General features: G+C 59.2%; 23 protein-coding genes. 15 read left to right on the forward strand and 8 right to left on the reverse strand.

Annotation, left to right across the window (positions count from 1 at the left end; translation table 11 throughout):
* The first annotated feature begins 31 nt into the window (after positions 1-31).
* The 4 genes from ACR0AG_RS16770 (at position 32) to ACR0AG_RS16785 (ending at position 5,024) form a co-directional block, all read left to right on the forward strand.
* Positions 32-637, forward strand: coding sequence for a nucleotidyltransferase family protein (locus ACR0AG_RS16770; RefSeq protein WP_480840978.1), 606 nt, complete (start codon positions 32-34; stop codon positions 635-637).
* A gap of 743 nt (positions 638-1,380) precedes the next feature.
* Positions 1,381-2,817, forward strand: a complete 1,437-nt coding sequence (locus ACR0AG_RS16775; RefSeq protein ID WP_480840980.1) for a Do family serine endopeptidase — start codon at positions 1,381-1,383, stop codon at positions 2,815-2,817.
* Between the two features lie 163 nt (positions 2,818-2,980).
* Positions 2,981-3,661 carry a response regulator transcription factor gene (locus ACR0AG_RS16780; protein ID WP_480840982.1) on the forward strand — a complete coding sequence of 227 codons (681 nt, stop codon included), beginning with the start codon at positions 2,981-2,983 and terminating at the stop codon, positions 3,659-3,661.
* Positions 3,654-5,024 (forward strand): sensor histidine kinase, encoded by a 1,371-nt coding sequence (locus ACR0AG_RS16785; protein ID WP_480840984.1) that lies wholly within the window; start codon positions 3,654-3,656, stop codon positions 5,022-5,024. Before ACR0AG_RS16780 ends, ACR0AG_RS16785 begins: the two co-directional genes overlap by 8 nt.
* Here ACR0AG_RS16785 and ACR0AG_RS16790 read toward each other — a convergent pair.
* The 3 genes from ACR0AG_RS16790 to ACR0AG_RS16800 are packed head-to-tail and all read right to left on the reverse strand — an operon-like array spanning position 5,021 to position 7,824.
* Positions 5,021-5,488: a CYTH domain-containing protein gene (locus ACR0AG_RS16790; RefSeq protein WP_480840986.1), complete on the reverse strand. Its 468-nt coding sequence runs from the start codon at positions 5,486-5,488 to the stop codon at positions 5,021-5,023. The two genes, ACR0AG_RS16785 and ACR0AG_RS16790, sit on opposite strands and share 4 nt — an antisense overlap.
* Positions 5,485-6,240, reverse strand: a complete 756-nt coding sequence (locus ACR0AG_RS16795; RefSeq protein ID WP_480840988.1) for a ParA family protein — start codon at positions 6,238-6,240, stop codon at positions 5,485-5,487. The genes ACR0AG_RS16790 and ACR0AG_RS16795 overlap by 4 nt, the downstream gene beginning before the upstream one ends.
* A 3-nt stretch (positions 6,241-6,243) precedes the next feature.
* Positions 6,244-7,824: a CHAD domain-containing protein gene (locus ACR0AG_RS16800; protein WP_480840990.1), complete on the reverse strand. Its 1,581-nt coding sequence runs from the start codon at positions 7,822-7,824 to the stop codon at positions 6,244-6,246.
* 139 nt (positions 7,825-7,963) lie between these two features.
* On the opposite strand from ACR0AG_RS16800, the gene ACR0AG_RS16805 reads away from it, so the two are divergent.
* On the forward strand, positions 7,964-8,311 hold the full coding sequence (locus ACR0AG_RS16805; protein ID WP_480840992.1) for a TfoX/Sxy family protein: 348 nt from the start codon (positions 7,964-7,966) through the stop codon (positions 8,309-8,311).
* Between the two features lies 1 nt (position 8,312).
* Here the strand turns inward: ACR0AG_RS16805 and rpiB are convergent, their stop codons facing one another.
* The 3 genes from rpiB to ACR0AG_RS16820 all read right to left on the reverse strand — a co-directional run bounded on the left by rpiB (position 8,313) and on the right by ACR0AG_RS16820 (position 10,572).
* Positions 8,313-8,762 (reverse strand): ribose 5-phosphate isomerase B, encoded by a 450-nt coding sequence (gene rpiB / locus ACR0AG_RS16810; RefSeq protein WP_480840993.1) that lies wholly within the window; start codon positions 8,760-8,762, stop codon positions 8,313-8,315.
* An 85-nt stretch (positions 8,763-8,847) separates the two neighbouring features.
* Positions 8,848-9,270 (reverse strand): nucleoside-diphosphate kinase, encoded by a 423-nt coding sequence (ndk, locus tag ACR0AG_RS16815; protein ID WP_008757405.1) that lies wholly within the window; start codon positions 9,268-9,270, stop codon positions 8,848-8,850.
* Positions 9,271-9,369: 99 nt separating this feature from the next.
* Positions 9,370-10,572 carry a multidrug effflux MFS transporter gene (locus tag ACR0AG_RS16820; protein WP_480840995.1) on the reverse strand — a complete coding sequence of 401 codons (1,203 nt, stop codon included), beginning with the start codon at positions 10,570-10,572 and terminating at the stop codon, positions 9,370-9,372.
* 109 nt (positions 10,573-10,681) lie between these two features.
* Here ACR0AG_RS16820 and ACR0AG_RS16825 point away from each other — a divergent pair, with 109 nt between their 5' ends.
* The 8 genes from ACR0AG_RS16825 (at position 10,682) to ACR0AG_RS16860 (ending at position 18,008) form a co-directional block, all read left to right on the forward strand.
* A complete protein-coding gene (locus ACR0AG_RS16825) occupies positions 10,682-12,532 on the forward strand; it encodes an ABC-F family ATP-binding cassette domain-containing protein (protein WP_480840997.1) in 1,851 nt (616 codons plus the stop codon).
* On the forward strand, positions 12,529-12,918 hold the full coding sequence (locus ACR0AG_RS16830; RefSeq protein WP_480841000.1) for an ACT domain-containing protein: 390 nt from the start codon (positions 12,529-12,531) through the stop codon (positions 12,916-12,918). The genes ACR0AG_RS16825 and ACR0AG_RS16830 overlap by 4 nt, the downstream gene beginning before the upstream one ends.
* Positions 12,915-13,535, forward strand: coding sequence for a MarC family protein (locus ACR0AG_RS16835; RefSeq protein ID WP_480841002.1), 621 nt, complete (start codon positions 12,915-12,917; stop codon positions 13,533-13,535). The genes ACR0AG_RS16830 and ACR0AG_RS16835 overlap by 4 nt, the downstream gene beginning before the upstream one ends.
* A 41-nt stretch (positions 13,536-13,576) precedes the next feature.
* The gene (locus ACR0AG_RS16840; RefSeq protein ID WP_480841004.1) at positions 13,577-14,158 is read left to right on the forward strand and encodes a retropepsin-like aspartic protease family protein; all 582 of its coding nucleotides are present in this window, start codon (positions 13,577-13,579) and stop codon (positions 14,156-14,158) included.
* A gap of 58 nt (positions 14,159-14,216) precedes the next feature.
* Positions 14,217-14,837 carry an ImuA family protein gene (locus ACR0AG_RS16845; RefSeq protein WP_480841006.1) on the forward strand — a complete coding sequence of 207 codons (621 nt, stop codon included), beginning with the start codon at positions 14,217-14,219 and terminating at the stop codon, positions 14,835-14,837.
* Positions 14,838-14,900: 63 nt separating this feature from the next.
* Positions 14,901-16,115 carry an MFS transporter gene (locus ACR0AG_RS16850; protein WP_480841008.1) on the forward strand — a complete coding sequence of 405 codons (1,215 nt, stop codon included), beginning with the start codon at positions 14,901-14,903 and terminating at the stop codon, positions 16,113-16,115.
* On the forward strand, positions 16,112-16,711 hold the full coding sequence (locus tag ACR0AG_RS16855) for a YceI family protein (protein WP_480841010.1): 600 nt from the start codon (positions 16,112-16,114) through the stop codon (positions 16,709-16,711). The genes ACR0AG_RS16850 and ACR0AG_RS16855 overlap by 4 nt, the downstream gene beginning before the upstream one ends.
* A gap of 79 nt (positions 16,712-16,790) precedes the next feature.
* Entirely contained in the window at positions 16,791-18,008 is a 1,218-nt protein-coding gene (locus ACR0AG_RS16860) for an MFS transporter (RefSeq protein WP_480841012.1), read from the forward strand.
* Between the two features lie 37 nt (positions 18,009-18,045).
* Here ACR0AG_RS16860 and ACR0AG_RS16865 read toward each other — a convergent pair whose 3' ends face one another.
* Positions 18,046-19,716, reverse strand: a complete 1,671-nt coding sequence (locus tag ACR0AG_RS16865; RefSeq protein WP_480841014.1) for a flotillin family protein — start codon at positions 19,714-19,716, stop codon at positions 18,046-18,048.
* A 34-nt stretch (positions 19,717-19,750) separates the two neighbouring features.
* Positions 19,751-20,467 carry an OB-fold-containig protein gene (locus ACR0AG_RS16870; RefSeq protein ID WP_480841016.1) on the reverse strand — a complete coding sequence of 239 codons (717 nt, stop codon included), beginning with the start codon at positions 20,465-20,467 and terminating at the stop codon, positions 19,751-19,753.
* Between the two features lie 257 nt (positions 20,468-20,724).
* Between ACR0AG_RS16870 and metG the strand changes: the two genes are divergently transcribed.
* Positions 20,725-22,497: a methionine--tRNA ligase gene (metG, locus tag ACR0AG_RS16875; protein WP_480841018.1), complete on the forward strand. Its 1,773-nt coding sequence runs from the start codon at positions 20,725-20,727 to the stop codon at positions 22,495-22,497.
* Between the two features lie 260 nt (positions 22,498-22,757).
* Positions 22,758-23,927, forward strand: a complete 1,170-nt coding sequence (locus ACR0AG_RS16880) for an efflux RND transporter periplasmic adaptor subunit (protein WP_480841021.1) — start codon at positions 22,758-22,760, stop codon at positions 23,925-23,927.
* The last annotated feature ends 1 nt before the right edge of the window (position 23,928 follow it).

The following is a 23,928-nucleotide window of genomic DNA, read 5'->3' on the forward strand; positions in this document are numbered from 1 at the left end:
CACTATCCCTGCCTGCGGGCATGGTGCTGCCATGAAAGAGATACCCGTTATCCTGTTGGCCGCAGGCCAATCCAGCCGCATGGGTGGAGTGGACAAGTTGATGCAATTGCTGGGCGGTGTCCCGCTTTTGCGACTGACCGCGCAGAAAGCGCTGGCGGTTGGGCCCGTGATCGTTGCCCTGCCGTTTGCGCCACACCCGCGCTATGATGCGCTTGAGGGGTTGGATGTCACCAAAATCGGCATCCCGGATGCGGCAGAGGGGATGAATGCCAGTCTGCGCGGCGCCCTGCGGCATATCCCGCAGGATGCCCCGCGTGTCATGGTATTGCTGGCCGACCTGCCCGACCTGACGACAGAGGATTTGGTCAATGTCGCGGCCTCTTGCGCAACGCATCCCGGAAATCTGATCTGGCGTGGGACATCTGAGGATGGAAAGCCCGGGCACCCTGTCGTGTTTGATCGGTCGCTTTTGCCAGAGCTTTCCGCGTTGACGGGGGACGCCGGTGCCCAAGCAATTGTGAAACGACACGCGCAGGCGGTGCATCTGCACCAACTGCCCGGCGATCACGCACTGTTGGATCTGGATACATCCGAAGATTGGCAGCGCTGGCAACAGAAAAACGACATCCCGAAATAGACACGGCCCGGTCATTTCTGACCGGGCCGGTTGCCCAAAAAGGACTACCACTTTCACCAATCCCCAGATGCGCAGTCGAACCGCCAATGGCGTTCAGACTATTCCGCTGCCGAACCTAAACAAGACCCCCTCGTTAACATGCCGCTCGCGCTGTGGAGACTGAGATGTGCCTTCGACACCCCCTAGTGTCTCGGGCCCCCCTCGCTTGGGCAATTACATCGTTGCCCATCATACGCGTACAAACAATGTAAAATTGGAAAGAAGGGTTAATTTTGGTGACCCCGGCTTGGCAATTGAGCAACAACGGCACAGAGGCGACTCTACCTATGATTGCTTCGTTAACAACCCCAGCCATGTTGAATTCAGTGTTTCCCATCCGTTTTGGTCGATACAGGATTGAATTCGCAAAGAACTACAAAACAGCCTTCGTCTCTATCAAAAGAAGACTCATCTTATAGTTGCGCGTCGCTCGTGTGAAAAAAATCCGCGTTTTGTTGTTAACGGAATTGAATCAATTCAATGCTTTCCAGGATTTGACAGCGTGATCGGCAACAATCCACCGATTCGCGTCCTGTCCACCGGCATGATTCTGTTCAAAGCCGCCGATTTCAAGCGCTGATTACATAAAGAGAAAGTGGCAAAATTAAGGTTTCTTAATTTTTTCCTCAGGTTTCTCCAACACTTGCGCGCCATCTCCTGCTCATAAGCGCGGATAGAACCGCCTAACACAGACAGGAGTCATTATGAGCATCCGTAAATCCTCACTTCTTTTTCCGCGTACGTCCAATTGGGTCGGCGCCGGCGCTTTGGGGGCAGCCCTTCTGACCACTACGGCGTTGCCTTCGATGGCGGATGAGGCGCTGGCCGATCTGGTCGAATCTGTTTCGCCATCGGTCGTGACGATCATCGCCGAACAGAAAGCCGCCCCTACCCCGACCAATGGCCAGGATTTCGGGCTTGAAAGCCATCCCTTTGGTGAGTTTTTCAAACGTTTTGGCGCACCGGAAGGGTTCCAGATGCCTGATCGCGGACCGGGCCAGGGCCTGGGATCGGGATTTGTTCTGGATGAAGACGGATACATCATCACCAACCACCATGTGGTCGACAACGCAGAAACGGTAACCGTGCGACTCAGCGATGACCGTTCGTTCGAGGCGGAAATCATCGGGACAGATCCGCTGACAGATATTGCCGTTCTCAAAATTGACGCCGGTGAAAACCTGCAAGCCGTCCAGTTGGGTGACAGCGATGTCATTCGCGTGGGCGAAGACGTTGTCGCGATCGGCAACCCGTTTGGCCTCAGCTCGACGGTGACCACGGGTATCGTGTCCGCCAAGGAACGCAACATCTCGGCCGGCCCCTATGCTGAATTCATTCAGACCGATGCCGCGATCAACAAAGGCAACTCTGGCGGTCCGCTGTTTAATATGGAAGGCGAAGTGGTCGGCGTGAACTCGGCCATCTATTCGCCCAGCGGCGGTTCGGTTGGTCTGGGCTTTGCCGTGACGTCGAACATTGTTGAACATATCGCCGCAGATCTGCGTGAGGACGGCCAGGTGAGCCGTGGCTGGCTGGGTGTTTCGATCCAGAATGTCAACCCGCAACTGGCAGCAGCCCTTGGCATCGACGCCACCGCGGGCGCGCTTGTTTCGGACGTGGTTGAAGGCAGTCCTGCCGACGGTGCGCTGCAACAGGGTGACGTGATCCTGTCGTTCAACGATCAGGATGTCGGGTCAAGCAGCGATCTCCCGCTTTTGGTGGGCACCACCAAGGTCGGATCAGAAAGCGCGATGATCGTGCTGCGTGACGGCAAAGAAGAGGTGGTCAAGATCACCATCGGCCAACACGAAACCGCGCAGGCCGCTGCGGACGTGACAACAGACGACACCGTCGAAGGCACCAAACTGGGCGTCACCGTTGCACCGTTGACCGAAACCGCGCGTGCGGAAATGGGCGTGGGTGAAACGGTAAACGGCGTTGTCGTGACCGATCTGCAGCCCAAAAGCCCTGCAGCCAAGGCCGGCCTGCAGCGGGGCGATGTGATCGTTCGTCTTGGCAATCAGGACACGGTGACCCCGGACGCGCTGAAAACAGCGTTAGATAGCGAAAAGACGGATCCGGCGCTGGTTCTGATCAACCGGGGCGGCAACCAGATTTTCGTCGCGGTCGAAATCGCCTGAACTAACACCTAAGCGCGCCACATGATGGGGAAATCTGGCGCGCTTATTCCGGCAGGCCCGGTTTGTCCACGCGCCGCCGGAACGGCCGGGTGCGGCTTCGCACCCGGCATGTTTTTTTAAGAGGGTAAGTATGTTTATATCACGAGTAAAAGGAGCCCCAACCATGAGCAGACGCCTGTTGATCGTTGAAGATGATGAGGACACACGGGACTTCATCGCAAAGGGCTTTGGTGAAGAAGGTTATGTTGTCGAAGCCGCCGCGGATGGGCGCGAAGGCCTGTATCATGCCACAGATGGTGGGTTCGACGCGATCGTTCTGGATCGGATGCTGCCCGGCCTTGACGGGTTGTCACTGATCAAGTCCATGCGCGCGGCGGGTGTCAAAACGCCGGTCCTGATGCTGACCGCCATGAGCGCGGTTGACGAGCGTGTCAAAGGGCTGCGGGCTGGGGCGGACGACTATCTGGTCAAGCCGTTTTCCTTTCAGGAATTGCACGCCCGGATCGAGGCGCTGCTGCGCCGCCCTCAGGAATCCGAAGAAACCCCGACCCTGACCTGCCGCGATCTGGAAATGGATCTGCTGACCCGCAAGGTTACGCGCGGCGGGCGTGAAATCACGCTGACCCCGCGGGAGTTTCAGATCCTCGAATTCTTCCTGCGGCGCAAGAACCGCGTCGTGTCACGGACCATGTTGCTGGAAGGCGTCTGGGATTACCATTTCGATCCCAACACCAATGTTGTCGACGTCCATATCTCAAAGCTGAGACGGCAATTGGACGAAGACGGGGCACCGCCGATCATTGAAACCGTCCGGGGTGCCGGGTACATGGTATCGGATGGCTAACCTGCTACGGACGCTTAGAAATTCCCGGTCTCGGCTGGTTCTGGCCAGTATGGTGCTCAGCACTTTGCTGGCCGCAAGCGTTCTGGCGATGGTCTATGTCACCGCCAACCGGACAATTACCGGCGAAACCCGGTCGGTCGTCTCAGCCGAGTTGACAGGGCTGGCGGATGAATATGAACGCCGCGGGTTGATCGGCCTGATGACGGCCATCGAACGCCGCCTGCCGAGTGCTGCCGACCGCGACGCATTGTACCTTTTGACGGGCCGACAAGGCACCAAGCTGGCAGGTAACCTGAGCCGCTGGCCGAAAGGCATCGTTGCAGGCAGTGGCTGGGTCGAGTTTCAGTTGCGCAAGGGCGATACGGACGAATTCGTGCCGGTTTCCGCAGCCTCTATCCGCTTGCCCGGGGGTGAGCGCCTGCTGGTCGGGCGCGACGCAATCGCGCGCCAGCAATTCGACCGCGTTCTCTTGCGCTCGGTCGCAGTGGCGCTGGTCACTGCTTTTGTCCTGAGCCTGCTGACAGGTTGGCTGCTGACGCGTCTTGTGTTTTCTCGCCTCAAGGACTTTGCCGACACCGCAGACAATATCGTGTCCGGTGATCTGTCTCAGCGTATGCCTCTGCGCGGTACGGGCGACGAATTCGACCAGGTGGCCAGTACTCTGAACAACATGCTGGACCGCGTCGAAGAACTGATCAGCAATCTGCGCACCACGTCGAATTCCATTGCCCACGACCTGCGCTCTCCGCTGTCCCGCCTGCGCCAACGGGTTGAGGCTTTGTCAGAGCCCGGAAAAACCGATGCGGAGCGCGAGGTCGACATGGCACGTGCCACGGGTGAGGTCGATCATGTCCTGCGTGTTCTGACGCAACTGACCGAAATCTCGCGCGCCGAGGCCGGCCTGGGGCGGGAACAGTTTGAACCTGTCAACCTGCGGCAACTGGTGGATGACGTGGTTGAGCTTTACGAACCGGTTGCCGCCGATCAGTCGATCCATCTGGAAGTCGTGGGCACTGCTGACCCGATACAAGGGCACAAGCCGTTGCTTTCGCAAGCGCTTTCGAACCTTTTGGAAAACGCGATGCGGTATGCTCCGCACGATACAAAGATAACGATCAGCGTTCGTGAACAGGGGCCGTTCACCATGCTCAGCGTCCGCGACCGTGGGCCCGGAGTGCCCGAAAGCGACCTGCCCCGGCTGCAGATGCCGTTCGTCACGCTGGACCCCGCCCGGACCGAGCGGAACTCGGGCCTTGGGCTGGCTTTGGTTGCCGCCATATCCCATATGCATGGCGGCACATTCATAGCGCGCAACCGCGATCCGGGGCTGGAAACGACGCTGAAGCTGTCTCGGACGCCTTAACGCGGCAGTCCGTTGATCGCCATCATCTTGTTTTTGTAGCGTTTATTTTCGGTGACATCCGCACCGAACCAATCCGGCGGAGTGTAAGCCCGCGCCTCGTCTTCGGTCGAAAACTCGACCTCGACCAGCTTCAGCGGTGCAAGATCACCCAGAAAAACATCCAATTCGAACACGCGCCCATCAGCAAGCGTTCCGGTATAACGTTCCTTTTCGACCCGGCGCCCTTCGGTTTCGGGCCAGAACGTGGCGAATTGATCGGCCGAGATTTCAGCCTCACGCTCAATCCGCGCGATGCCGCCTGCACCCTTCAGGGTCAGAAAATAGACGTCGTTCTTTTGACGCAGGCGCAACTCGGTCGAGTCGTCGGGTGCTGTCAGATAGCCCTGCCGCACAACGGCTTTTTGAGTGCCGTTCAGGTCGGGCATGTCAGCCACCAGGAACTTGCGCTCGATCTCCATGCTCATTTACTTGCCCCCAGTCCTTTTTCCAATTCCTTGAACAGCGCGCGATACGCCAGACCGCCCACACTGCGCCCCGCATAGGTCAACACAGGCGCGCGATGCTGGCCCATTCGTTCGATATCCGCAGCGAAGGGTATGGTCGTTTTCAGGAACCGTTTGCGGTACAGCTTGCGCATGGCCTCCATTGTTTCGATATGCAGAGTCTTTCGCCGCTGAACCATTGAGAAAAAAGCCTTAATCTTCTTTTTCGGCATCTTGTGATCATCGAAGAACCCCACCAATTGCTCGAATGTCCGCTCGGATAGGGTGCTGGGGATCACCGGTACCACAATCAGGTCCGCCGCCCGAAAGATATTTTCCGACAGGGTCGAGAAATTGGGCGGGCAATCCAGAACGATGACGTCGTAATCTCCACCAACGGACATCAGTGCCTTTTTCAGGCGCGAACGTCGGTTTTTCATGCGCGACAGGAATACATCGAAATCCCGATAGGTCAGATTGGCGGGCAATACATCCAGCCCGTCGAAATCACTGGCGCGGATCGCCTTGGTAAAGCGTTTGACGTCCTCGAAGAACCGCGCCTCGGTCAGCTTCTTCGAAGGTTTGACGCGCAGATAGAACCCCGACGCACCCTGAGGATCCAGATCGCACAACAAAACGCGCAGCCTCTTTTGCGCATATGCATAAGCAAGGTTCACCGAGGTCGCCGTCTTACCGACACCACCCTTGTTGCTATAGCAGGCAATGACCTTCATCCCTTACTCCTTTGCGTCGTGAAACAGGGTGCGAAACAGTCGCCGGATTTCGCTGCTGTCGAAATGCTGGAAATTCGCAATGACCCGGCCACGTTCGAACTTTTGCTTTTGATCCAGAACCGCGATCACTCCGCCAACCGACATGCAGAGCCCAGGGTTCGTCTGACCTGCAGGCTGTTGCTGAACAAATTTCAACAACGCCGCTTGCTGGACCGCGCAATCGTTGAACAGGCCCAGGTTATCTTGTAGCTTTTTCAGCGGCTTAATGATCGTTTTGAATGCGCCTTTATCAAAGAGCGGGCCGAAGAACTCCATCAGGTAACGCAGCTTTTTGCAATGGATGCGCAGGTCATGCACCGCCTCATCCGGGGTCTCCGGCGTGATGTTGCGGGCCAGTTTGCACACTTTGCGATAGCGTTTCCAAATCAGGGAACGCGCGTAGTCATAGGCCCCATGATTGGCACTGGGGCCCGGATCCAGCCGGGAAACATCGCGAAACAGGTCGTCCAAGTGCTGCATCTGTGCGTCATATTCCGGGCTGCGAAACTGGCGCACCAATCTGGACAGGGCGCGCTTGCGCTCGCCTTCAAAGCGGTTGAACATATCCTCAAGACCTGCATGAAGCGTCGACGGTACCAGTTTGAAAAAGCGCCTCTTTTCCAAAAGATAGACATCCAGGTCCCGCAACCGCCCGGTCTGAGCCATCAACTCGGAAAACTCCAGCTTGAGTTGAGCGGTCTGAGGGTCCGAATAAACCCCTTTGAACAGGCTGAGCACGGATCTGATCCGGCGCAGGGATACCCGGTAGTCATGTAGAAACTCAGTGTCGATATCCGCTATTACACCACTTTCGTTTTGGCGGGCAACTTTCAGGAAAGTATGAATAATATCTGCTGCAGCCTCGATGGCCGGTTCAGTTTTCCCCAAGGGAATAACCGGCTTTGCCGCATAGGGCTGCATGTCAGGAAACAGCAAGGGAAAGATCGCCTGAGGGCCCGTTGCGCTGCTGCGTACAGACAGCATGTCACAGACACGAGCAAAAGCCCGGTCATAGCCGCGCAATGGTTCGATCGCTACAATCACCGCCTGCCCGCCGTCGGACCGCAAAGTCAGGATCGTTCCGCGCGCTTGGGTCTTTTGCACATCGTCCAGAACAGAGAGTGCGGTGCGCGCTAGCTGGCCTTCTCCGATAGTGGTCAAAGCGCGCAACTTCGGGAATTTTGACAGCCCGGATTTCACCGGCCCTTCGGGCAGATCGGCAACAAATTTGCCTTGCGCCCTGCACCGCTGCGACACGGGCGCGGCGGACGCGTCGTAAAGGTGAACTCTGCCAGCACAGTCCAAGAGAACCCTGTTTGACTTGCGCAGCGATTGATCGTGACAATCCAGAACAGAAAATTTTCTGGGGGCCGAAGGTGCGGTGATCTGGACCATCAACCCGGGCAACTCCTGTTTCCACGCGTCAGGATCAGGCAATTCCGGCAAGACAAAAATCGCGGCTTTGCCGGGTCCTTTGCCCTTGGGCCGCGCAATATCTTTCCTGCTATTGTCTGACGATTTCGCGGCTTCTGAGCCTTTGGGCATCACCGACCTCATGACAGCATAAACGTATGAAATCGCGATCCTGTATATACGTCAAGGATTTCCCGAAGTCGGGCGAAACGGGCCGCGGAAACGCCAAGAAGAAGATGACACCGCCGGGGGCTGTCGCTAAGACAAGATCATGTCCGATCCGGTTTCATCGATCCGCAATCTTGGCCCTGCATTTGAACAAGCCTGCGCGCGTGTGGGCATAACCTCGGCCCAGCAATTGCGGGACTTGGGCGCTGATGCGGCCTATGCGAAGCTGCTTCAGTCCGGCGTGCGCCCGCATTTCATTGGATATTACGTGTTGGTGATGGGTTTGCAGGGGCGGCCTTGGAACGACTGTAAAGGCGAGGAGAAAAAGGCGCTGCGGGTCAAGTTTGACGCCCTCAAGGCCAGCGCCAAAGCGCCCCCGGAAAACCAGATGATTGCGGATCTGGATGCGATCGGGGTGCGCGTGGCACCCCAGGATCTCAAACCCGTTTGACCTAGCCTTCCAACGCGCGGATCATGTCGACGCGCGTGGCGTGGCGGCCACCTTCGAACTCTGCCCCCAAAAACGCATCGACAACAGCCAATGCTGCGTCTTCGTCCAGAACCCGTGCGCCCAGAGACAGCATGTTGGCATCATTGTGCTGCCGGATCATGCTGGCCGAAAACGTATCGCTGCACACCCCGCATCGAATGCCTTTGACCTTGTTGGCCGCCATCATGATGCCCTGCCCGGTGCCACACAGGACAATCCCCAACTGGCAGTCGCCTGATGCAACACGGCGCGCCGCGGCCTCGCCATGGGTCGGATAATGCGTGCTTTCCGTGGTCTGCGGGCCGATATCGACCACTTCCCATCCGCGCGAGGTGACGTGATCTGCAACGGCACGCCTCAGATCAATGGCGGCGTGGTCACTGGAAAGTACGATGCGTTTGGTGTCGGTCATGGCTGCGATCCGGAGTTGTGGATTTGGACAAAAAAAGCCGCACCCGAAAACGGATGCGGCCTTTATCTACTGCGCGGTCAACGACTTAGCCGACCAACTCGATGCCCGAGAAGAAGTACGCTATCTCAACAGCCGCGGTTTCCGGCGCGTCCGAACCGTGGACCGAGTTTTCGCCAACCGACTCGGCGAACTCGGCGCGGATGGTGCCCGGGGCTGCGTCTGCGGGATTGGTTGCGCCCATGACTTCGCGGTTCTTGGCAATTGCGCCTTCGCCTTCAAGAACCTGAACAACAACCGGAGCAGACGACATGAATTCGCACAGCTCGTCATAGAACGGACGCTCGGCGTGAACATCATAGAATTTGCCAGCTTGCGCCTTGGTCATGTGGATGCGCTTTTGCGCAACGATGCGCAGGCCGGCCTCTTCGAACTTGGCGTTGATCTTGCCAGTCAGGTTGCGGCGGGTTGCATCGGGTTTGATGATCGAGAATGTGCGTTCCAGTGCCATATCGGCCTCTCCTTCGTGTTTGGCGCGTTGCGCCGAAATCCATCGCGCGCCGCCTAGCACGGTATGAGGCATATGAAAAGCACTATGATCGCCTGCTGTTCAGATCGTGTCGGGCAGCGGCTGTAACCGATCAATTCGTCGGACATAGAGCACGGCCAGCAGGCCAACGAAACTGCTGGCACACATCATTCCTAGAACCAGAAACGGGCCATTTTGCGGGGTGACGAACGCTCCGGTCGTCAGCGTCAGAATGGCCCCCAGCGCCACAACCATGGCGCCGGACAAACCGGCTGCACTGCCCGCCAGTTTCGGGCGCACCGACATCACCCCGGCAGAGGCGTTGGCGTTGGTCAGGCCATTGCCAAAGCCGACGCAAATCGCGGATCCGAAAAAAACCCAGACCGAGCCCATCTGCCCCAGGAACAGCATCAATCCGATGAACGGGCCAATCGAGGCGACCAATCTGCCCATCAGAATCATCGTTGTCAGTTGGGTATGTGCTGCAATGCGTCCCGTGATAAAGTTGCCCACCATGAAGCCGCCCGTGATGATACCAATCCCTAGGCCCAGCATAGCCGGGCTCAGGTCGAACCACACGGCGGCCACCAAAGGCGCTCCGGTGATGAAACTGTAGAACCCGCCGATCGAGAAAGCGGCGCAGAGGGCGTATCCCCAGTACCGCCGGGCCCGAAACAAATGCGGGTATTCGCGCAGCTGAGCAGAGAATGTGGATGACCGATTGGTATTGGTCTCTCCCATATCCAGCCAGAGCAAAACGAACATGCCCGCTCCGAACACGGTGTAGAGCACAAAGCCCGCCCGCCAGCCGAATGCCATGTCCAGCGCCCCGCCCAGCATCGGGCCCAGCATGGGCGCCAGGGCCATGGCCATTGCGACATAGCCCAACTTGCTGGCGGCCTCGTTTGGCGGGTGCATGTCGCGGATCGATGCGCTGGACAGAACGGGCCCGGCGACAACGGCGGCCTGCAACAGGCGAAAGCCCAGAAACACCCAGATCGACTCGGCCAGAACACAACCAAGCGAAGCCAGCGCAAAGATCGCCATGCCCGTCAGCAGAATCGGCCTGCGCCCAAACCGGTCCGAAAGCGGCCCAAGGATCAGTTGCAAGACCGCCGACACCGCCAGGTATCCGGCGACGGACAGGTTCACCAGCGCATAATCAACCTGAAAATCCTGTGCCATATGGGCCAGTGACGGCAAAAACATGTTCAGCGACAGAACCGAAAGACCCGTCGCAAAAATCAGGGTGACAAGATGTGGGGGCGTTTGTGCCGGGCGCATCGAAAAGAAACCGTCAGAAATTCAACCGGATCAGCGCTAACACATCGCTTGGGCGTTGAACATGGCAAGCCGCTGGCGGCGACTTCACAGCTCTGCTAAGAGCGGCCTCATGCTACGGATCGAAGACATCACCTATGCCGTTGAAGGCCGCCCCCTTTTTGACGGGGCCAGCGCAACCATTCCCGATGGCCACAAGGTTGGTCTGGTCGGGCGCAATGGAACCGGCAAGACCACGCTTTTCCGTCTGATCAGGGGCGAACTGGCGTTGGAATCGGGCAATATCTCGGTCCCGAAACGCGCCCGGATTGGTGGCGTTGCGCAAGAGGTGCCCTCGTCCGACGTATCGCTGATCAACACGGTTCTGGCCGCCGATACCGAGCGCGCCGCGTTGATGGCCGAGGCCGACAGCGCCGAGGACCCGTCGCGTATAGCCGAAATTCAGACCCGCTTGGCCGATATAGATGCCTGGTCGGCCGAGGCCCGCGCGGCCTCGATCCTCAAAGGGTTGGGGTTTGATGACGAAGATCAACTGAAACCTTGCTCGGATTTCTCGGGCGGTTGGAGGATGCGCGTGGCGCTGGCGGCGGTGCTGTTTTCACAGCCCGACCTGCTGTTGCTGGACGAGCCGACCAACTACCTGGATCTCGAAGGCGCGTTGTGGCTGGAAAGCTATCTGGCCAAGTATCCGCATACCGTCATCATCATCAGCCACGATCGTGGGCTGTTGAACCGTGCAGTGGGCTCGATCCTGCATCTGGAAGATCGCAAGCTCACCTACTATGCGGTGCCGTATGACAAGTTCGCCGAGCGCCGTGCCGAACGTCTGGCGCAAGCGGAGTCGGAGAACACCAAGGCTAAGGCCCGCATCGCGCATCTTCAAAGCTTCGTGGATCGCTTCCGCTACAAGGCGTCCAAAGCTGTTCAGGCCCAATCCCGCCTGAAGATGATTGAACGCATCCAGCTGGTCTCTACCCCGCAAGAGGCCGCCTTGCGTGCGTTTTCGTTCCCGGAACCGGAAGAACTGTCACCCCCGATCATCCAGATCGAAGGCGGTGTGACCGGCTATGGCGAGACCGAAGTGCTGCGCCGTCTGAACCTGCGGATCGATCAGGATGACCGGATCGCGCTGCTGGGCAAAAACGGTCAGGGCAAATCGACCTTGTCCAAGCTGCTGTCAGACCGCCTGCCCCTCATGGCAGGCAAAATGAGCCGCTCCAACAAGCTGCGCATCGGTTATTTCGCACAGCATCAGGTGGACGAGCTCTATGTGGATGAAACCCCGCTGGACCACCTGCGCCGCCTGCGCCCGGATGAGGCGCCGGGCAAGTGGCGGTCGCGTCTGGCCGGGTTCGGGCTGAACGCGGATCAGGCCGAAACCGAGGTTGGCCGTCTGTCGGGTGGTCAAAAAGCCCGCCTGTCGCTGCTGATCGCCACCATCGACGCGCCGCATATGCTGATCCTCGACGAACCGACCAACCATTTGGACATCGAAAGCCGCGAGGCGCTGGTCGAGGCGCTGACCGCCTATTCCGGCGCCGTCGTTCTGGTCAGCCACGACATGCATCTTTTGTCGCTTGTGGCGGATCGGCTGTGGCTCGTGTCAGACGGCACTGTGAAGCCGTTCGACGGCGATCTGGAGGCCTACCGCGCGCTTTTGCTGGCGCGGGACAAACCGGTGAAAGAGAAACCGCAAGCGGCCAAGCCCAAGCGCCCCTCGCGCGATACGATGCTGGCCTTGCGCGCCGATCTGCGCAAATGCGAGGACCGGATCGAAAAGCTGACGGACATGCACGAAAAGCTCTCGGCCAAACTGGCGGATCCGGCGCTGTATGAAGATGACAGGATCGACGATCTGGAAACCTGGAACCGCAAGTTCGCCGAGTTGAGCGAAGCGATGCAAAAGGCCGAGGCCCTGTGGGTTGCCGCGGCGGAACGGCTGGAACAGGCGGAAACCGTATGAGTACGCCCGTCTCGGACACCAAAGCCATGATCGCAGGCATGCGCCCCAGGTTGCAGGATGGTGAGTTTGCCTTTGTTGTTTGGCCAGAGGACACACCGTGGCCCCAGGGAACGCAGGCCAGTTACCGCGAAGAACAAGGCCTGTCGCTGATCGTTCCGTTTGCCGACGCACCGCAAGGCGCCTTGCCCATGCGCTGCATCACTTTGCAGGTTCATTCTGCTTTGGACGGCGTGGGGCTGACTGCGGCAGTGTCCGATGCTCTGGCGCGGGCTGGTATTCCGGCCAATATGGTTGCGGGCTACCACCATGACCATGTCTATGTCCCGGCTGGGCAAGCAGATCAGGCATTGGCCATACTTCGGCAATTGCAAGAGGCGGCGAAATGATCGACGCGGCCTTTCTGATCACCGCCTTCACCACCTTGTTCGTTGTCATCGATCCGTTCGGGACCACCCCGATCTTTGTCGCGTTGACGCAAGAGATGGACGCGCGCAGTCGCAGGCGCGTTGCCTATCGCACCTGCCTCACGGCGTCGTGCATCCTGATCGTCTTTGCCGCCTTTGGCGAGGCAGTGCTGGGATTTGTTGGCATCTCGATGGAGGCGTTCAAAGTGGCCGGTGGCGCGCTGCTGTTCCTGACCGCGCTCGACATGTTGTTCGACCGGCGCACCAAAAGGCGTGAGGACCGGGCCGAAGAAGAAGAGCACCCGGATCCGTCTGTCTTCCCGCTCGCCATTCCACTGGTTGCCGGGCCCGGCTCGATTGCCACGATGATCCTGCTGGCGGGTCAGAACCCGGGGTTGGCCGGGATTGCGGCGGCTTGCGCGATGATGCTGGCCGTCATGGCGGTTGTTCTGGTGCTCTTTCTGTCCGGCGGGCTGATTGGGCGGTTGCTGGGCAAGACCGGGCTGAATGTTCTCACCCGCCTGCTGGGCATGCTGCTGGCCGCCCTGTCGGTTCAGTTCATTTTGGATGGCCTCAAAGCCTTTGGGTTTGCGACATAAATCCCCATATAGGTGTCAGGTAACTTAGCTCAGGTGACGATATGGATGGCGACAGCATTGCACGCATAGCCTATTTGGGTCTGCTTGGCGCGGCCGTGGTGGCCTGGTTCGTGTCGCAGAACCGCCAGTCGCTGAACAAGACCCTGCAACAGGCCATGGCCTGGGTCTTCATCTTCATCGGTGTCATTGCCGCCTACGGGCTGTGGGAAGATATCCGCACAACCGTTGGGCCAACGCCGCAAATGGCGGTCACGGGCGACACGATCGAGGTCCCCCGTGCGCGCGACGGGCACTATTACCTGCCGATCCTCGTGAACGGCGAGCCGATCACCTTCATGGTCGACACCGGAGCCAGCCAGATCGTCCTGACCGCACAGGACGCTGAAAAGGTGGGGATCGACCCCGCTCAGTTGAACTATTTCGGGCGGGCCGCAACCGCAAATGGCGAGGTGCGCACCGCGCCCGTGCGCCTGAACGAGGTCGAGCTGGGGCCGATTACCGACAGGGATGTGTCGGCCTGGGTCAACGAAGGGCAGATGAACCAGTCCCTGTTGGGCATGGAATATCTGCACCTGTTCTCGAACATTCAGTTTTCAGACGGGCGCATGATTTTGTCGCGCTGAGGTCGTTTGGCGCCACACCGTCATTGAGAACAAAATGAGAACATGTTAGAGTTCAGGCATGTCTGCACAGCTTCTTGGTCGCAAGCCCGCGCGCGCGGCACCCGGTGTCACTCTGCATCCTCAGATCACCTTGGAACTTGGCCGCGTGCACGAGGCCTGCGGCCCTGCGCGGCGCAGTTTTGCCATGTGGCTGGCCGGTCAGGTGCAAGGTCCCGTGCTGTGGATTTCCCCCGCGTGGGAACCCGGCCAACTGAACCCAGACGGAATGATGTCCTTTGCCGACCCGGCCCGGTTCATCTTTGTCCGCCCGCCCCGGGCCGAGGATCTGCTGTGGTGCATGGAAGAAGCGCTGCGCAGCGGGGCGATGCCACTGATCATCAGCGACCTGCCCGCCCCGCCCGGGCTGACCCCGGTGCGGCGGATGCATCTGGCCGCTGAACAGGGCGGCACCTTGGGTCAGGCCACGCTGGGGCTGTTGCTGACCCCCGGAGACGGCGGCGCACAGGGGGTCGAGACGCGCTGGCATATGGCCGCCGCCCATCAGGGCGAGACCCGACGCTGGACCCTGACCCGCCGCCGCGCCCGCGCCCTGCCCCCGGTCAGTTGGTGCGCCACCCAGACAGCCGCCCGGGCCGGCCTGCAGCTGAAACGCATCGCAACAGAAGACACAGTTGCTTGAGCAATCAACGGCTCACGCAACTTGTGACTGGTCAAAGGAATAGGTGCGCCCTAGCGTTCGGGAATGACCCACGCGATCCACGATAGCCGCTATTCCTGGCTGCGCCTTCTGATCACGCTTGCCATCGCAACGGTGGCGAATGTGGGCATGTGGGCCGTGATCGTGGTGATGCCAGACATCGAGGCGCAGTTCGGCGCAGGCCGTGCAGAAGCATCGCTGCCTTATGTCCTGACCATGATCGGCTTTGCGCTGGGCAATATGTGGCTGGGGCAACTGGTCGACCGGCTGGGCGTCACCAAAGCGCTGATCGGTGCCGCCACCCTCAGCGCGACCAGTTATCTCATGGCGACGATGACCCCGAACATGATGCTTCTGTCGCTGGCGCATCTGTTTCTGGGGCTGGGAACGTCGATCGGGCTGGGTCCGCTGATCGCCGATATCTCACACTGGTTCATGCGGCGGCGCGGAATTGCGGTGGCCCTGGTGGCCAGCGGCAACTATCTGTCCGGCGCGATCTGGCCCATGCTGCTGTCGGGCATTCTGGCACGCGAAGGCTGGCAACAGGTCTACCTGACCCTTGCGCTTGTCACGCTGGTTACGGTCATCCCCCTGTCCCTGCTGCTGCGCCGCCGGGTTCCGGCCGAGGCGCACAGCACCGCCGCAGCCGCTGCTCAGACCCGGGCGCAAAGCGTCGGACTGTCACCGCGTGCGTTGCAATACATCCTTGGATTGGCCGGGATCGGCTGTTGCGTGGCAATGTCGATGCCGCAGGTACATATCGTGTCCTATTGCGTCGGGCTGGGCTATGGTCCGGCGGTCGGGGCCGAGATGCTGTCGCTGATGCTGCTGGGTGGCGTTGTCAGCCGTATCATATCGGGGCTGATGGCGGATAAGCTGGGCGGGCTGATGACTTTGCTGATCGGTTCGATCCTGCAATGTTTCGCCCTGTTTTTGTTTCTGCCCTATGACGGGATGGTCTCGCTTTATGTGATCAGTCTGATGTTCGGTCTGGCGCAGGGTGGCATTGTACCCAGCTATGCGCTGGTCGTGCGCGAATACATGCCCCCAGGCGAGGCGGGCGCGCGCGTCGGTTTCGTCATGATGATGACCATCATGGGTATGGCACTGGGCGGATGGATGTCCGGCTGGATTTACGACTTAACCGGAAGTTACCAATTGGCCTTTATCAACGGCATCCTTTGGAACGGGCTGAATATCGCAATCATTCTGACGCTCATCAGCCGGTCAAGACCCCGCGCACAGGAGGCGCACGCATGACAATACTATTGAGCAGAAGAACCCTGATCGCCGGGCTCGCCGCCCTTCCCATTGCAGGCACAGCCAGTGCCGGATCAGTGCCTTATGTGCTGGCCCCGGACGGGACATCTGTGGGGTTCACCTTTGATCTGTCCGGCGTGGCGCAATCGGGTACTATGCCGATCCAATCCGCGGATATTCACATCAACCCAAAACGCCTGCAAGATAGCCGCGTGACCGTGGTTCTGAACGTGGCCAATGCGCGCACAAAACTGCCCTTTGCCCGGGGGCCGATGCTGTCAGACAGCGTGTTGGCCGCAGATGCGCATCCAACGATCCGGTTCGCCTCGACCAAGATAAAGTTGGGCCCGGGCGGGCGCATCTCGGACGGGGCCATGATCACCGGAGATCTGACGGTACGCGGTGTGACACGGCCCGTCACCCTGCTGGCCAACCTCTACCGCAAATCCGGCAGCGCCGCGGACGATCTGAACGCGCTGTCCATCCGACTGAGCGGCGCGCTGGATCGTCACGCGTTCGGGGCATCCGGCTATCCCGATCTGGTTGACGGCCAGGTCGGGCTGAACATCCAGGCCGAGATTATCCGCGACGGGTAAATCCGAAAGGACAAAAACGACCCGCAGAGGTCGAATAGGCGCGTGCAATTCCTTGAGATCAAGGCAAACTGCCCTCATCATGCGTACTGTCATTTCCTTTGCCGCCCTTTTTCTTTCGGTCATTCTTTTGCAACTCTCGACCGGAGGCGTTGGGCCTCTGGACGCGATCTCGGGGCTGACGCTCGATTTCACCACCGAACAAATCGGTCTGTTGGGATCTGCTCATTTCATCGGGTTTTTCATTGGCTGCTGGTGGGTCCCACGCCTTATGGGCACCGTCGGCCATTCGCGGGCCTTTGCGGTCTGTACCGCGTTGGGCGCCATGGGTCTGCTAGGGCATACCCTGACCGACAATCCGACGATCTGGGCGGGGCTCAGAATCGCGTCAGGCACTTGTGTGGCGGGCTGCTACACCGTGATCGAGGCCTGGCTGAACGCTAAAGTCACCAACGAGTCGCGCGGACGGGTCATGGGAAGCTATCGCATCGCCGATCTGGGCGCGTCTTTGTGCGCGCAGTTGATCATCGCTGTTCTGCCACCCGCCTCATATGTCTCATACAATCTGCTTGCCATCCTGTGTTGCGCATCCATCTTGCCGCTGGCCTTGACCCGTGCAAGCCAACCAAAGACGCCGGATGCCCCACGCCTGCGTCCCGGACTGGCCTGGAAAAGCTCTCCGCTTGCGGTGGCCGGGGTGATCGTTGCGGCGGTCAGTTCGGCCTCGCTGCGGATGGTCGGGCCTGTTTATGGTCAAGAGGTCGGGCTGGAAGTAGACCAGATCGCCTTTTTCCTGGCTTCGTTCGTGCTGGGGGGTGCGTTGGCGCAGTACCCGCTGGGCTGGTTGGCCGACAAATATGACCGACGTTGGGTTCTGATCTGGACCTCGGCTGCGGCCGTCCTTAGCTGCGGTATCACCATGGCAGCCAGCGGATTGGGAACCGTGGGCGTGATGCTGGCTGCGGGTATTTTCGGCTTTACGACCTTCCCGATATTCTCGGTATCTTCTGCCCATGCCAACGATTTTGCGACCACCGAGCAAAGGGTAGAGCTGGCCGCAGCACTGATGTTCTGGTACGCGCTTGGGGCGATCGCATCGCCCTATATCTCATCCACTCTGATCCAGAATTTCGGACCCTGGGCTTTGTTCGGCTTTGTTGCGATGGGGCATCTGGGGCTGATCGTCTTTGGCCTGGCGCGTATGCGGTCGCGCCCCAGCCCGGAAGAACGAACAGGTTATGTCTATGCGCCCAGAACGTCGTTCACCATTGGTCGTTTGTTGAAACGCACGCGAGAGTAACAAAGGAAAGGGCCGGGAAATTCCCGGCCCATCCGCGTCAGTGCTCGGTGCGTGGTTGGTCTTCGACCACTTCAGCCTGATCGCTCGCCTCGACCGAGCTCTCCAGGGCGCCGTTGACGATGCCGCCCACACCGTTTTCCATGGACAGTCCAAGCTCTTCACCCAGTTTCTTGAGCGCGGGCATCTGCACCGCCATACCCATGATCGAATCCAGCGCCTGATTGACCACCGGCTTGTCGCTGTTGGCCGCCCCGCCCGACGGGCCCGCGCCAATGCCACCAACCTGATGGATTTTGATCGAGTCGATCTTTTCCGCAGGTTTGACCATTTCCGAGATGATCGAGGGCATCGTCTCGATCCGCGCCAGGTCGACCTTCATGCGAATCTGATCGACGGACAGGGCATTGTCGGCCTCGACAATCGCGCGCTTACCTTCCGCTTCGGCCAGCATGTCGTTCTTCTTGGCCTCGGCCCGGATATTGAGCGCATCGGCGTCAGCCTGTGCCTCTTCCCGGCGGGCTTCGGCGCGGTCGGCTGCGGCCTCTTTCTCGGCCTGCGCGGCCAGACGGATCGCGGTTGCCTGACGCTCAGCCTCACGCGTGGCTTCAATCAAAGCGATCTGCTTCTGACGTTCGGCTTCGGCCACTTCGCGGGCGGTTGCCACGGCCTCGGTCGCTTTGGTCGCCTCGGCACGGGCCAGATCGGCAGACGCACGCGCGCGGCTTTCTTCTTCGGATTTCTGCGCGATGATGATCTGACGTTCCTGTTCTGCCACTTCGATCTCGCGTTCCTTGGCAATTTCGGCGTCACGGATTTTGCGCTCGCGCTCGATCTCGGCGGCGCGGATCGCCTCCTCACGAGAGATCCGGGCACGTTCGGTTTCGCGCACCGAGTCTTCGGTCCGCGCGGCAATCTCGGCCTCTTGCGCCACGCGCAGGGTCTCGACCTTTTGCGTTTGCTCAATCCGGGCCTGCGCCTCGTCCTGCTCGATCAGCAGCTTTTGGCGTTCCGCTTCCATCGCGGCGCGGCGCACTTCAACCTCGGCATCCGCATCGATCTGCGCGCGTTCCTTCTTCGAGGCCGCAATGACCTCGGCCAATTTGCGCATACCGACGGCGTTAAAGGCGTTGTTTTCGTCCAGCGCCTCGAACGGCGTCTGGTCCAGCGCGGTCAGCGAAACGGATTCCAGCGACAGACCGTTTTTCAACAAATCCTCGGACACTGCATTCTGCACCTCTTGCACAAAATCAGCGCGGTTTTCGTGCAGACCGTCCATGGTCATCTGGGCGGCCACGGCACGCAGACCATCGATCAGCTTGCCTTCGATCATCTCGCGCAGCTGTTCGACATCAAAGGTCCGGTCACCCAGCGTTTGCGCGGCCCGGGCGATGCCTTCTTCGGTCGCCATGACCGAGACGTAGAACTCGACGCCCACATCAACGCGCATCCGGTCTTGGGTGATCAGGGCAGCCTCACCGCTGCGCTTCACCTCTAGGCGCAGGGTCTTCATGTTGACGGGGCTGACCTCATGCAGCAGCGGAACGATGATGACGCCGCCATCCATGATGACTTTTTTGCCGCCCGCACCCGTCTTGACCAGGCTGACTTCACGCGTCGCGCGTTTGTATAGACGGCCCAGAACAAGGCCAATAAACAAGAGTACCGCTAAACTGGTCGCAACCGTAACGGCCAGGAATGGAAGTTCCATGCAATATCCTCCGAATTGGGGTTAGGAATTTTGGTTAGTCAGACAAGCCGACCAGAACGAACCGGTCACGCCGTCGGTCGCGCAGAACAAGGACCTCGGTGCCCTGATCCAGCGCATCTTTGTCCTGCAGCGGCTCAGCGCGCAGGTAGTGGGTGTTGCCAAAGCGATCCATCACGCGCACTTCCGCCGGACGACCACGCGAAGCGGTGCCCTGCGTGATCACGCCGCGGCGACGGGCCAACATCCGCTCGGACATCGCCTCGGTCTCGGTCTTGGGCAGCAGGCGGGCAAAGACGCCACCAAAGCCCCGCGCAAACCACAGGCCCAAAGCCCCGGCCGGGATGGCCGCCATCCACGCGGGCAGATCAAGCCCCAGCCCCCCGCGCAGCGCCAACTGCAGCCCGATGCCGGACAGACCAAAGCCCGCAAGCAGAACGACGAGCCAGATCATGACCGGCACTTTGCCGATCCCCAGCCAGGCCAATGGCCCAGCCGGTGCCGCACCTGGCGCGTCGGCTTCGATTTCAGCCAGTTCAAAGTCACTCAGATCGATGTCTGCATCGATGCCCAGATCGAATTCGGCAACATCCAGGTCCGGGGCATCCATGACGTCCAGATCGACCTCGCCATCACCTGCCAGCAAGCTTGCGCCTACAGCCAACGCAACCAGTTCCAGCGCCAAAAGGCCGAACAAAAGCGCAAGCGACATGGTAAAGGGCGCAAATGCACCCTCAAGGAGAAAGTCAAACATCAATAAAGTGCCCTCGTTATTGTATACGTTTGTATACCAATCAAATGGGGAGGCATTTCTAAAATTTCAAGTGTTTGTGATTCCAATTTACAACCTATGGGTAGTGCATCCTTCGATGCCACCGCAATGCGCAACCGCCTGTGGCGCAATTAATTTGGGAAATGCAGACGGAATACCGGGTGCAAAGAAAAGCCGGGCTTTTGCTGGCGGGCCACATAAGGTAGACGAGCCCGCAGTTAGTTACGTGGAAACGCAAAATGGCCCGGATTCTCATCACCTCGGCGATCCCCTATATCAACGGGATCAAGCACCTCGGAAACCTGATCGGCTCGCAATTGCCTGCCGATCTTTATGCACGCTATCAGCGTGGCCGGGGCAACGAGGTCATGTTTCTGTGTGCCACCGACGAACACGGCACACCGGCCGAGTTGGCCGCGGCCAAGGCCGGTAAACCCGTGGCGGAATACTGCGCCGAGATGTATGCCGTTCAGGCCGACATCGCCAACCGTTTTGGCCTGAGCTTTGATCATTTTGGCCGCTCGTCCAGCGAACAGAACAAGGCACTGACCCAGCATTTTGCCGGAAAACTGGATGAGGCCGGTCTGATCCGTGAAGTCAGCGAAAAGCAGATCTATTCAAATGCCGACGGGCGGTTCCTGCCCGACCGGTATATCGAAGGCACCTGCCCCAATTGCGGGTATGACAAGGCACGCGGTGATCAGTGTGAAAACTGTACCAAACAGTTGGACCCGACCGACCTGATCGAACCGCGCAGCGCCATCAGCGGCTCGACCGACCTTGAGGTACGCGAGACCAAACACCTGTACCTGCGCCAATCCGCGATGAGAGATGAGCTGCGGCGTTGGATTCAATCTAAGATGAAACCAACCACACTCACTGTTGAAGAGGAAAAGGTTGAACCTGACGACCAAAACTACTGGCCGACTCTAACTACTTCTATCGCATTGAAATGGCTTAATGACGGTGACGGTTTGCAGGACCGCGGTATCACTCGTGATCTGGATTGGGGCGTGCCGGTCAAGAAAGGTGATCAGGACTGGCCAGGGATGGAAGGCAAGGTTTTCTATGTCTGGTTCGACGCGCCGATCGAATACATCGCCTGCGCCAAGGAATGGGCGGATGCGAACGGCAAATCGGATGCCGATTGGGAACGCTGGTGGCGCACCGACAAAGGTGCCGATGACGTACGCTATGTCCAGTTCATGGGTAAGGACAACGTTCCTTTCCATACGCTCAGCTTCCCCGCGACCATTCTGGGCTCTGGCGAGCCATGGAAGATGGTCGACCACCTGAAATCGTTCAACTATCTGAACTATGACGGCGGCCAGTTCTCGACCAGCCAAGGGCGCGGCGTGTTCATGGATCAGGCTTTGGATATCCTGCCCGCTGATTACTGGCGCTGGTGGCTGCTGAGCCATGCGCCCGAAAGCAGCGACAGCGAATTCACTTGGGAGAATTTCCAGCAATCGGTGAACAAAGACCTTGCGGATGTGCTGGGCAATTTTGTCAGCCGCATCACCAAATTCTGCCGCTCGAAATTCGGCGAAACGGTGCCGGAGGGCGGTGCATTTGGCGCGCGTGAACAACAGCTTATCGAAGACATCGCAGGGCGCGTTCGGGCCTATGAGGCGCATATGGACGCGATGGATGTACGCAAATCTGCACAGGAGCTTCGCGCCATCTGGGTTGCGGGTAACGAATACCTTCAGGCCGCGGCCCCCTGGTCGACCTTCAAGGAAGACCCTGAGCAGGCTGCCGCGCAGGTCCGTCTCGGCCTGAACCTGATCCGGTTGTATGCTGTGCTGAGTGCGCCGTTCATCCCCGACACCTCGGCCCGGATGCTGAGCGCGATGAACACATTGGACACAAGCTGGCCCGATGATGTGGCAGAAGCGTTGAATGCCCTGCCCGCAGGTCATGAATTCGCCGTTCCCGCCGTGCTGTTTGCCAAGATCACCGACGAACAACGGGAAGACTGGCAGACCCGCTTTGCCGGTGTGCGCACCTAGACCCTGAATATTAGCTGACTGCCCGAACAGATCGGGCAGTCACCTTGGCTTGGATGGCAACCGACACTGCGTCGCGGTTCGTGGTCACACTTCGCTAACCACCCGTCGCACAGCCATTTTTGGCGTGGATCATCGGTCAGATCACAACATGCGAACTTGTGATATCAAATCAAAACGGCCATCCTGAGGGTAAATGCGCCGACTCGCATGTCGTGTCCGTTTTCTGGCGCAGCGCAGTGTTTACTGAAGGGGCCGTTGTAATGCCGATGATACCAACCTCTCGAAAACCAGATTTTGTTGCCGGATTGTGCCGCATTGCGGGCATCGCGGCGCTGGTATGTGCCGGCTCTGTGGCTTCCGCACAGGATCAGGGCGATGCCCCAGCCCCCAAGGTTTCCATCGCTGCGGCTTATACGCAGGAAATCACGGATGAGGCGGTCTTTATCGGGCGCGCCGAGGCGATTGAAAAAGTGGACATCGTTGCCCGCGTAAACGGTTTCCTGGAAAGCCAGAATGTCGAGGACGGCGCCCTCGTCAACAAGGACGATCTGCTTTTTACAATTGAACCAGACCTCTACCAGGCGACGCTAGAGGCCCGCAAAGCCGATCTGGACCGGGCCGAGGCCAATCTGGAACTGGCCAAGGTCGATCTGGCGCGAAAGGAAGAGCTTTACAAGCGCGACGCCACCCCTGAATCCGAACGCGACATCGCCCGCGCCAACGAACTGGTCGCCGAGGCCGAGGTCAAAGCCGCGAACGCAGCCATCCAACAGGCCCAGTTGGACCTGAGCTATACTGAGATTCACGCCCCTTTCACCGGGCGTCTGGGGCGCGTCGCCACCAGCGTGGGCGATGTTGTGGGACCGACCAACCCACCTTTGGTCAACCTGGTCAGCGAAGCGCCAATCTATGTGAACTTTTCGCTCAACGAAAAGCAATTTACCTCAGTTCTTCAACAGTTTGGCGAAAATGCCAGCACCCTGGCCGAAAGCGACAAAAGCCCGAACGTGCATGTGACCCTGCCCAATGGCACCGAGTTGGATGAGACCGGCGAGATCGTTTTTGTCGATAACCGTATCGATCCCTTGACCGGCGCAATTACCGTTCGTGCCCAGTTTGCGAATGCGGATCGTCTGATCATTGACGGAGCCTTCCTGAACGTGCAGATCGAGGCGCTTGAGCCGACATTGCAGGTATTGATCCCTCAGGCCGCGCTGCAGCGTGACCAGCGCGGAGAGTTCGTGCTGGTCGTCAATGACAAGCAGATGGTCGAACAACGCTATATCACCACGGGCGACACGGTGGATTCGGCCATTATCGTGACCGAAGGCCTGCGCGAAGGAGAAAGCGTGATTGTCGAAGGCCTGCAAAGGGTTCGACCCGGGGTTGCCGTGGACGCGGTTGTCGCTTCTGAACAGCCAGGAGAATAAC

The sequence above is a fragment of the Ruegeria sp. H6 genome, from assembly GCF_056532975.1.

Excerpts from the sequence above, each read along its gene's own strand:
- ACR0AG_RS16770 (WP_480840978.1), top strand. The coding sequence starts at position 32 with ATGAAAGAGATACCCGTTATCCTGTTGGCCGCAGGCCAATCCAGCCGC.
- ACR0AG_RS16775 (WP_480840980.1), top strand. The coding sequence starts at position 1,381 with ATGAGCATCCGTAAATCCTCACTTCTTTTTCCGCGTACGTCCAATTGG.
- ACR0AG_RS16780 (WP_480840982.1), top strand. The coding sequence starts at position 2,981 with ATGAGCAGACGCCTGTTGATCGTTGAAGATGATGAGGACACACGGGAC.
- ACR0AG_RS16785 (WP_480840984.1), top strand. The coding sequence starts at position 3,654 with ATGGCTAACCTGCTACGGACGCTTAGAAATTCCCGGTCTCGGCTGGTT.
- ACR0AG_RS16790 (WP_480840986.1), bottom strand. The coding sequence starts at position 5,488 with ATGAGCATGGAGATCGAGCGCAAGTTCCTGGTGGCTGACATGCCCGAC.
- ACR0AG_RS16795 (WP_480840988.1), bottom strand. The coding sequence starts at position 6,240 with ATGAAGGTCATTGCCTGCTATAGCAACAAGGGTGGTGTCGGTAAGACG.
- ACR0AG_RS16800 (WP_480840990.1), bottom strand. The coding sequence starts at position 7,824 with ATGCCCAAAGGCTCAGAAGCCGCGAAATCGTCAGACAATAGCAGGAAA.
- ACR0AG_RS16805 (WP_480840992.1), top strand. The coding sequence starts at position 7,964 with ATGTCCGATCCGGTTTCATCGATCCGCAATCTTGGCCCTGCATTTGAA.
- rpiB (WP_480840993.1), bottom strand. The coding sequence starts at position 8,762 with ATGACCGACACCAAACGCATCGTACTTTCCAGTGACCACGCCGCCATT.
- ndk (WP_008757405.1), bottom strand. The coding sequence starts at position 9,270 with ATGGCACTGGAACGCACATTCTCGATCATCAAACCCGATGCAACCCGC.
- ACR0AG_RS16820 (WP_480840995.1), bottom strand. The coding sequence starts at position 10,572 with ATGCGCCCGGCACAAACGCCCCCACATCTTGTCACCCTGATTTTTGCG.
- ACR0AG_RS16825 (WP_480840997.1), top strand. The coding sequence starts at position 10,682 with ATGCTACGGATCGAAGACATCACCTATGCCGTTGAAGGCCGCCCCCTT.
- ACR0AG_RS16830 (WP_480841000.1), top strand. The coding sequence starts at position 12,529 with ATGAGTACGCCCGTCTCGGACACCAAAGCCATGATCGCAGGCATGCGC.
- ACR0AG_RS16835 (WP_480841002.1), top strand. The coding sequence starts at position 12,915 with ATGATCGACGCGGCCTTTCTGATCACCGCCTTCACCACCTTGTTCGTT.
- ACR0AG_RS16840 (WP_480841004.1), top strand. The coding sequence starts at position 13,577 with ATGGATGGCGACAGCATTGCACGCATAGCCTATTTGGGTCTGCTTGGC.
- ACR0AG_RS16845 (WP_480841006.1), top strand. The coding sequence starts at position 14,217 with ATGTCTGCACAGCTTCTTGGTCGCAAGCCCGCGCGCGCGGCACCCGGT.
- ACR0AG_RS16850 (WP_480841008.1), top strand. The coding sequence starts at position 14,901 with ATGACCCACGCGATCCACGATAGCCGCTATTCCTGGCTGCGCCTTCTG.
- ACR0AG_RS16855 (WP_480841010.1), top strand. The coding sequence starts at position 16,112 with ATGACAATACTATTGAGCAGAAGAACCCTGATCGCCGGGCTCGCCGCC.
- ACR0AG_RS16860 (WP_480841012.1), top strand. The coding sequence starts at position 16,791 with ATGCGTACTGTCATTTCCTTTGCCGCCCTTTTTCTTTCGGTCATTCTT.
- ACR0AG_RS16865 (WP_480841014.1), bottom strand. The coding sequence starts at position 19,716 with ATGGAACTTCCATTCCTGGCCGTTACGGTTGCGACCAGTTTAGCGGTA.
- ACR0AG_RS16870 (WP_480841016.1), bottom strand. The coding sequence starts at position 20,467 with ATGTTTGACTTTCTCCTTGAGGGTGCATTTGCGCCCTTTACCATGTCG.
- metG (WP_480841018.1), top strand. The coding sequence starts at position 20,725 with ATGGCCCGGATTCTCATCACCTCGGCGATCCCCTATATCAACGGGATC.
- ACR0AG_RS16880 (WP_480841021.1), top strand. The coding sequence starts at position 22,758 with ATGCCGATGATACCAACCTCTCGAAAACCAGATTTTGTTGCCGGATTG.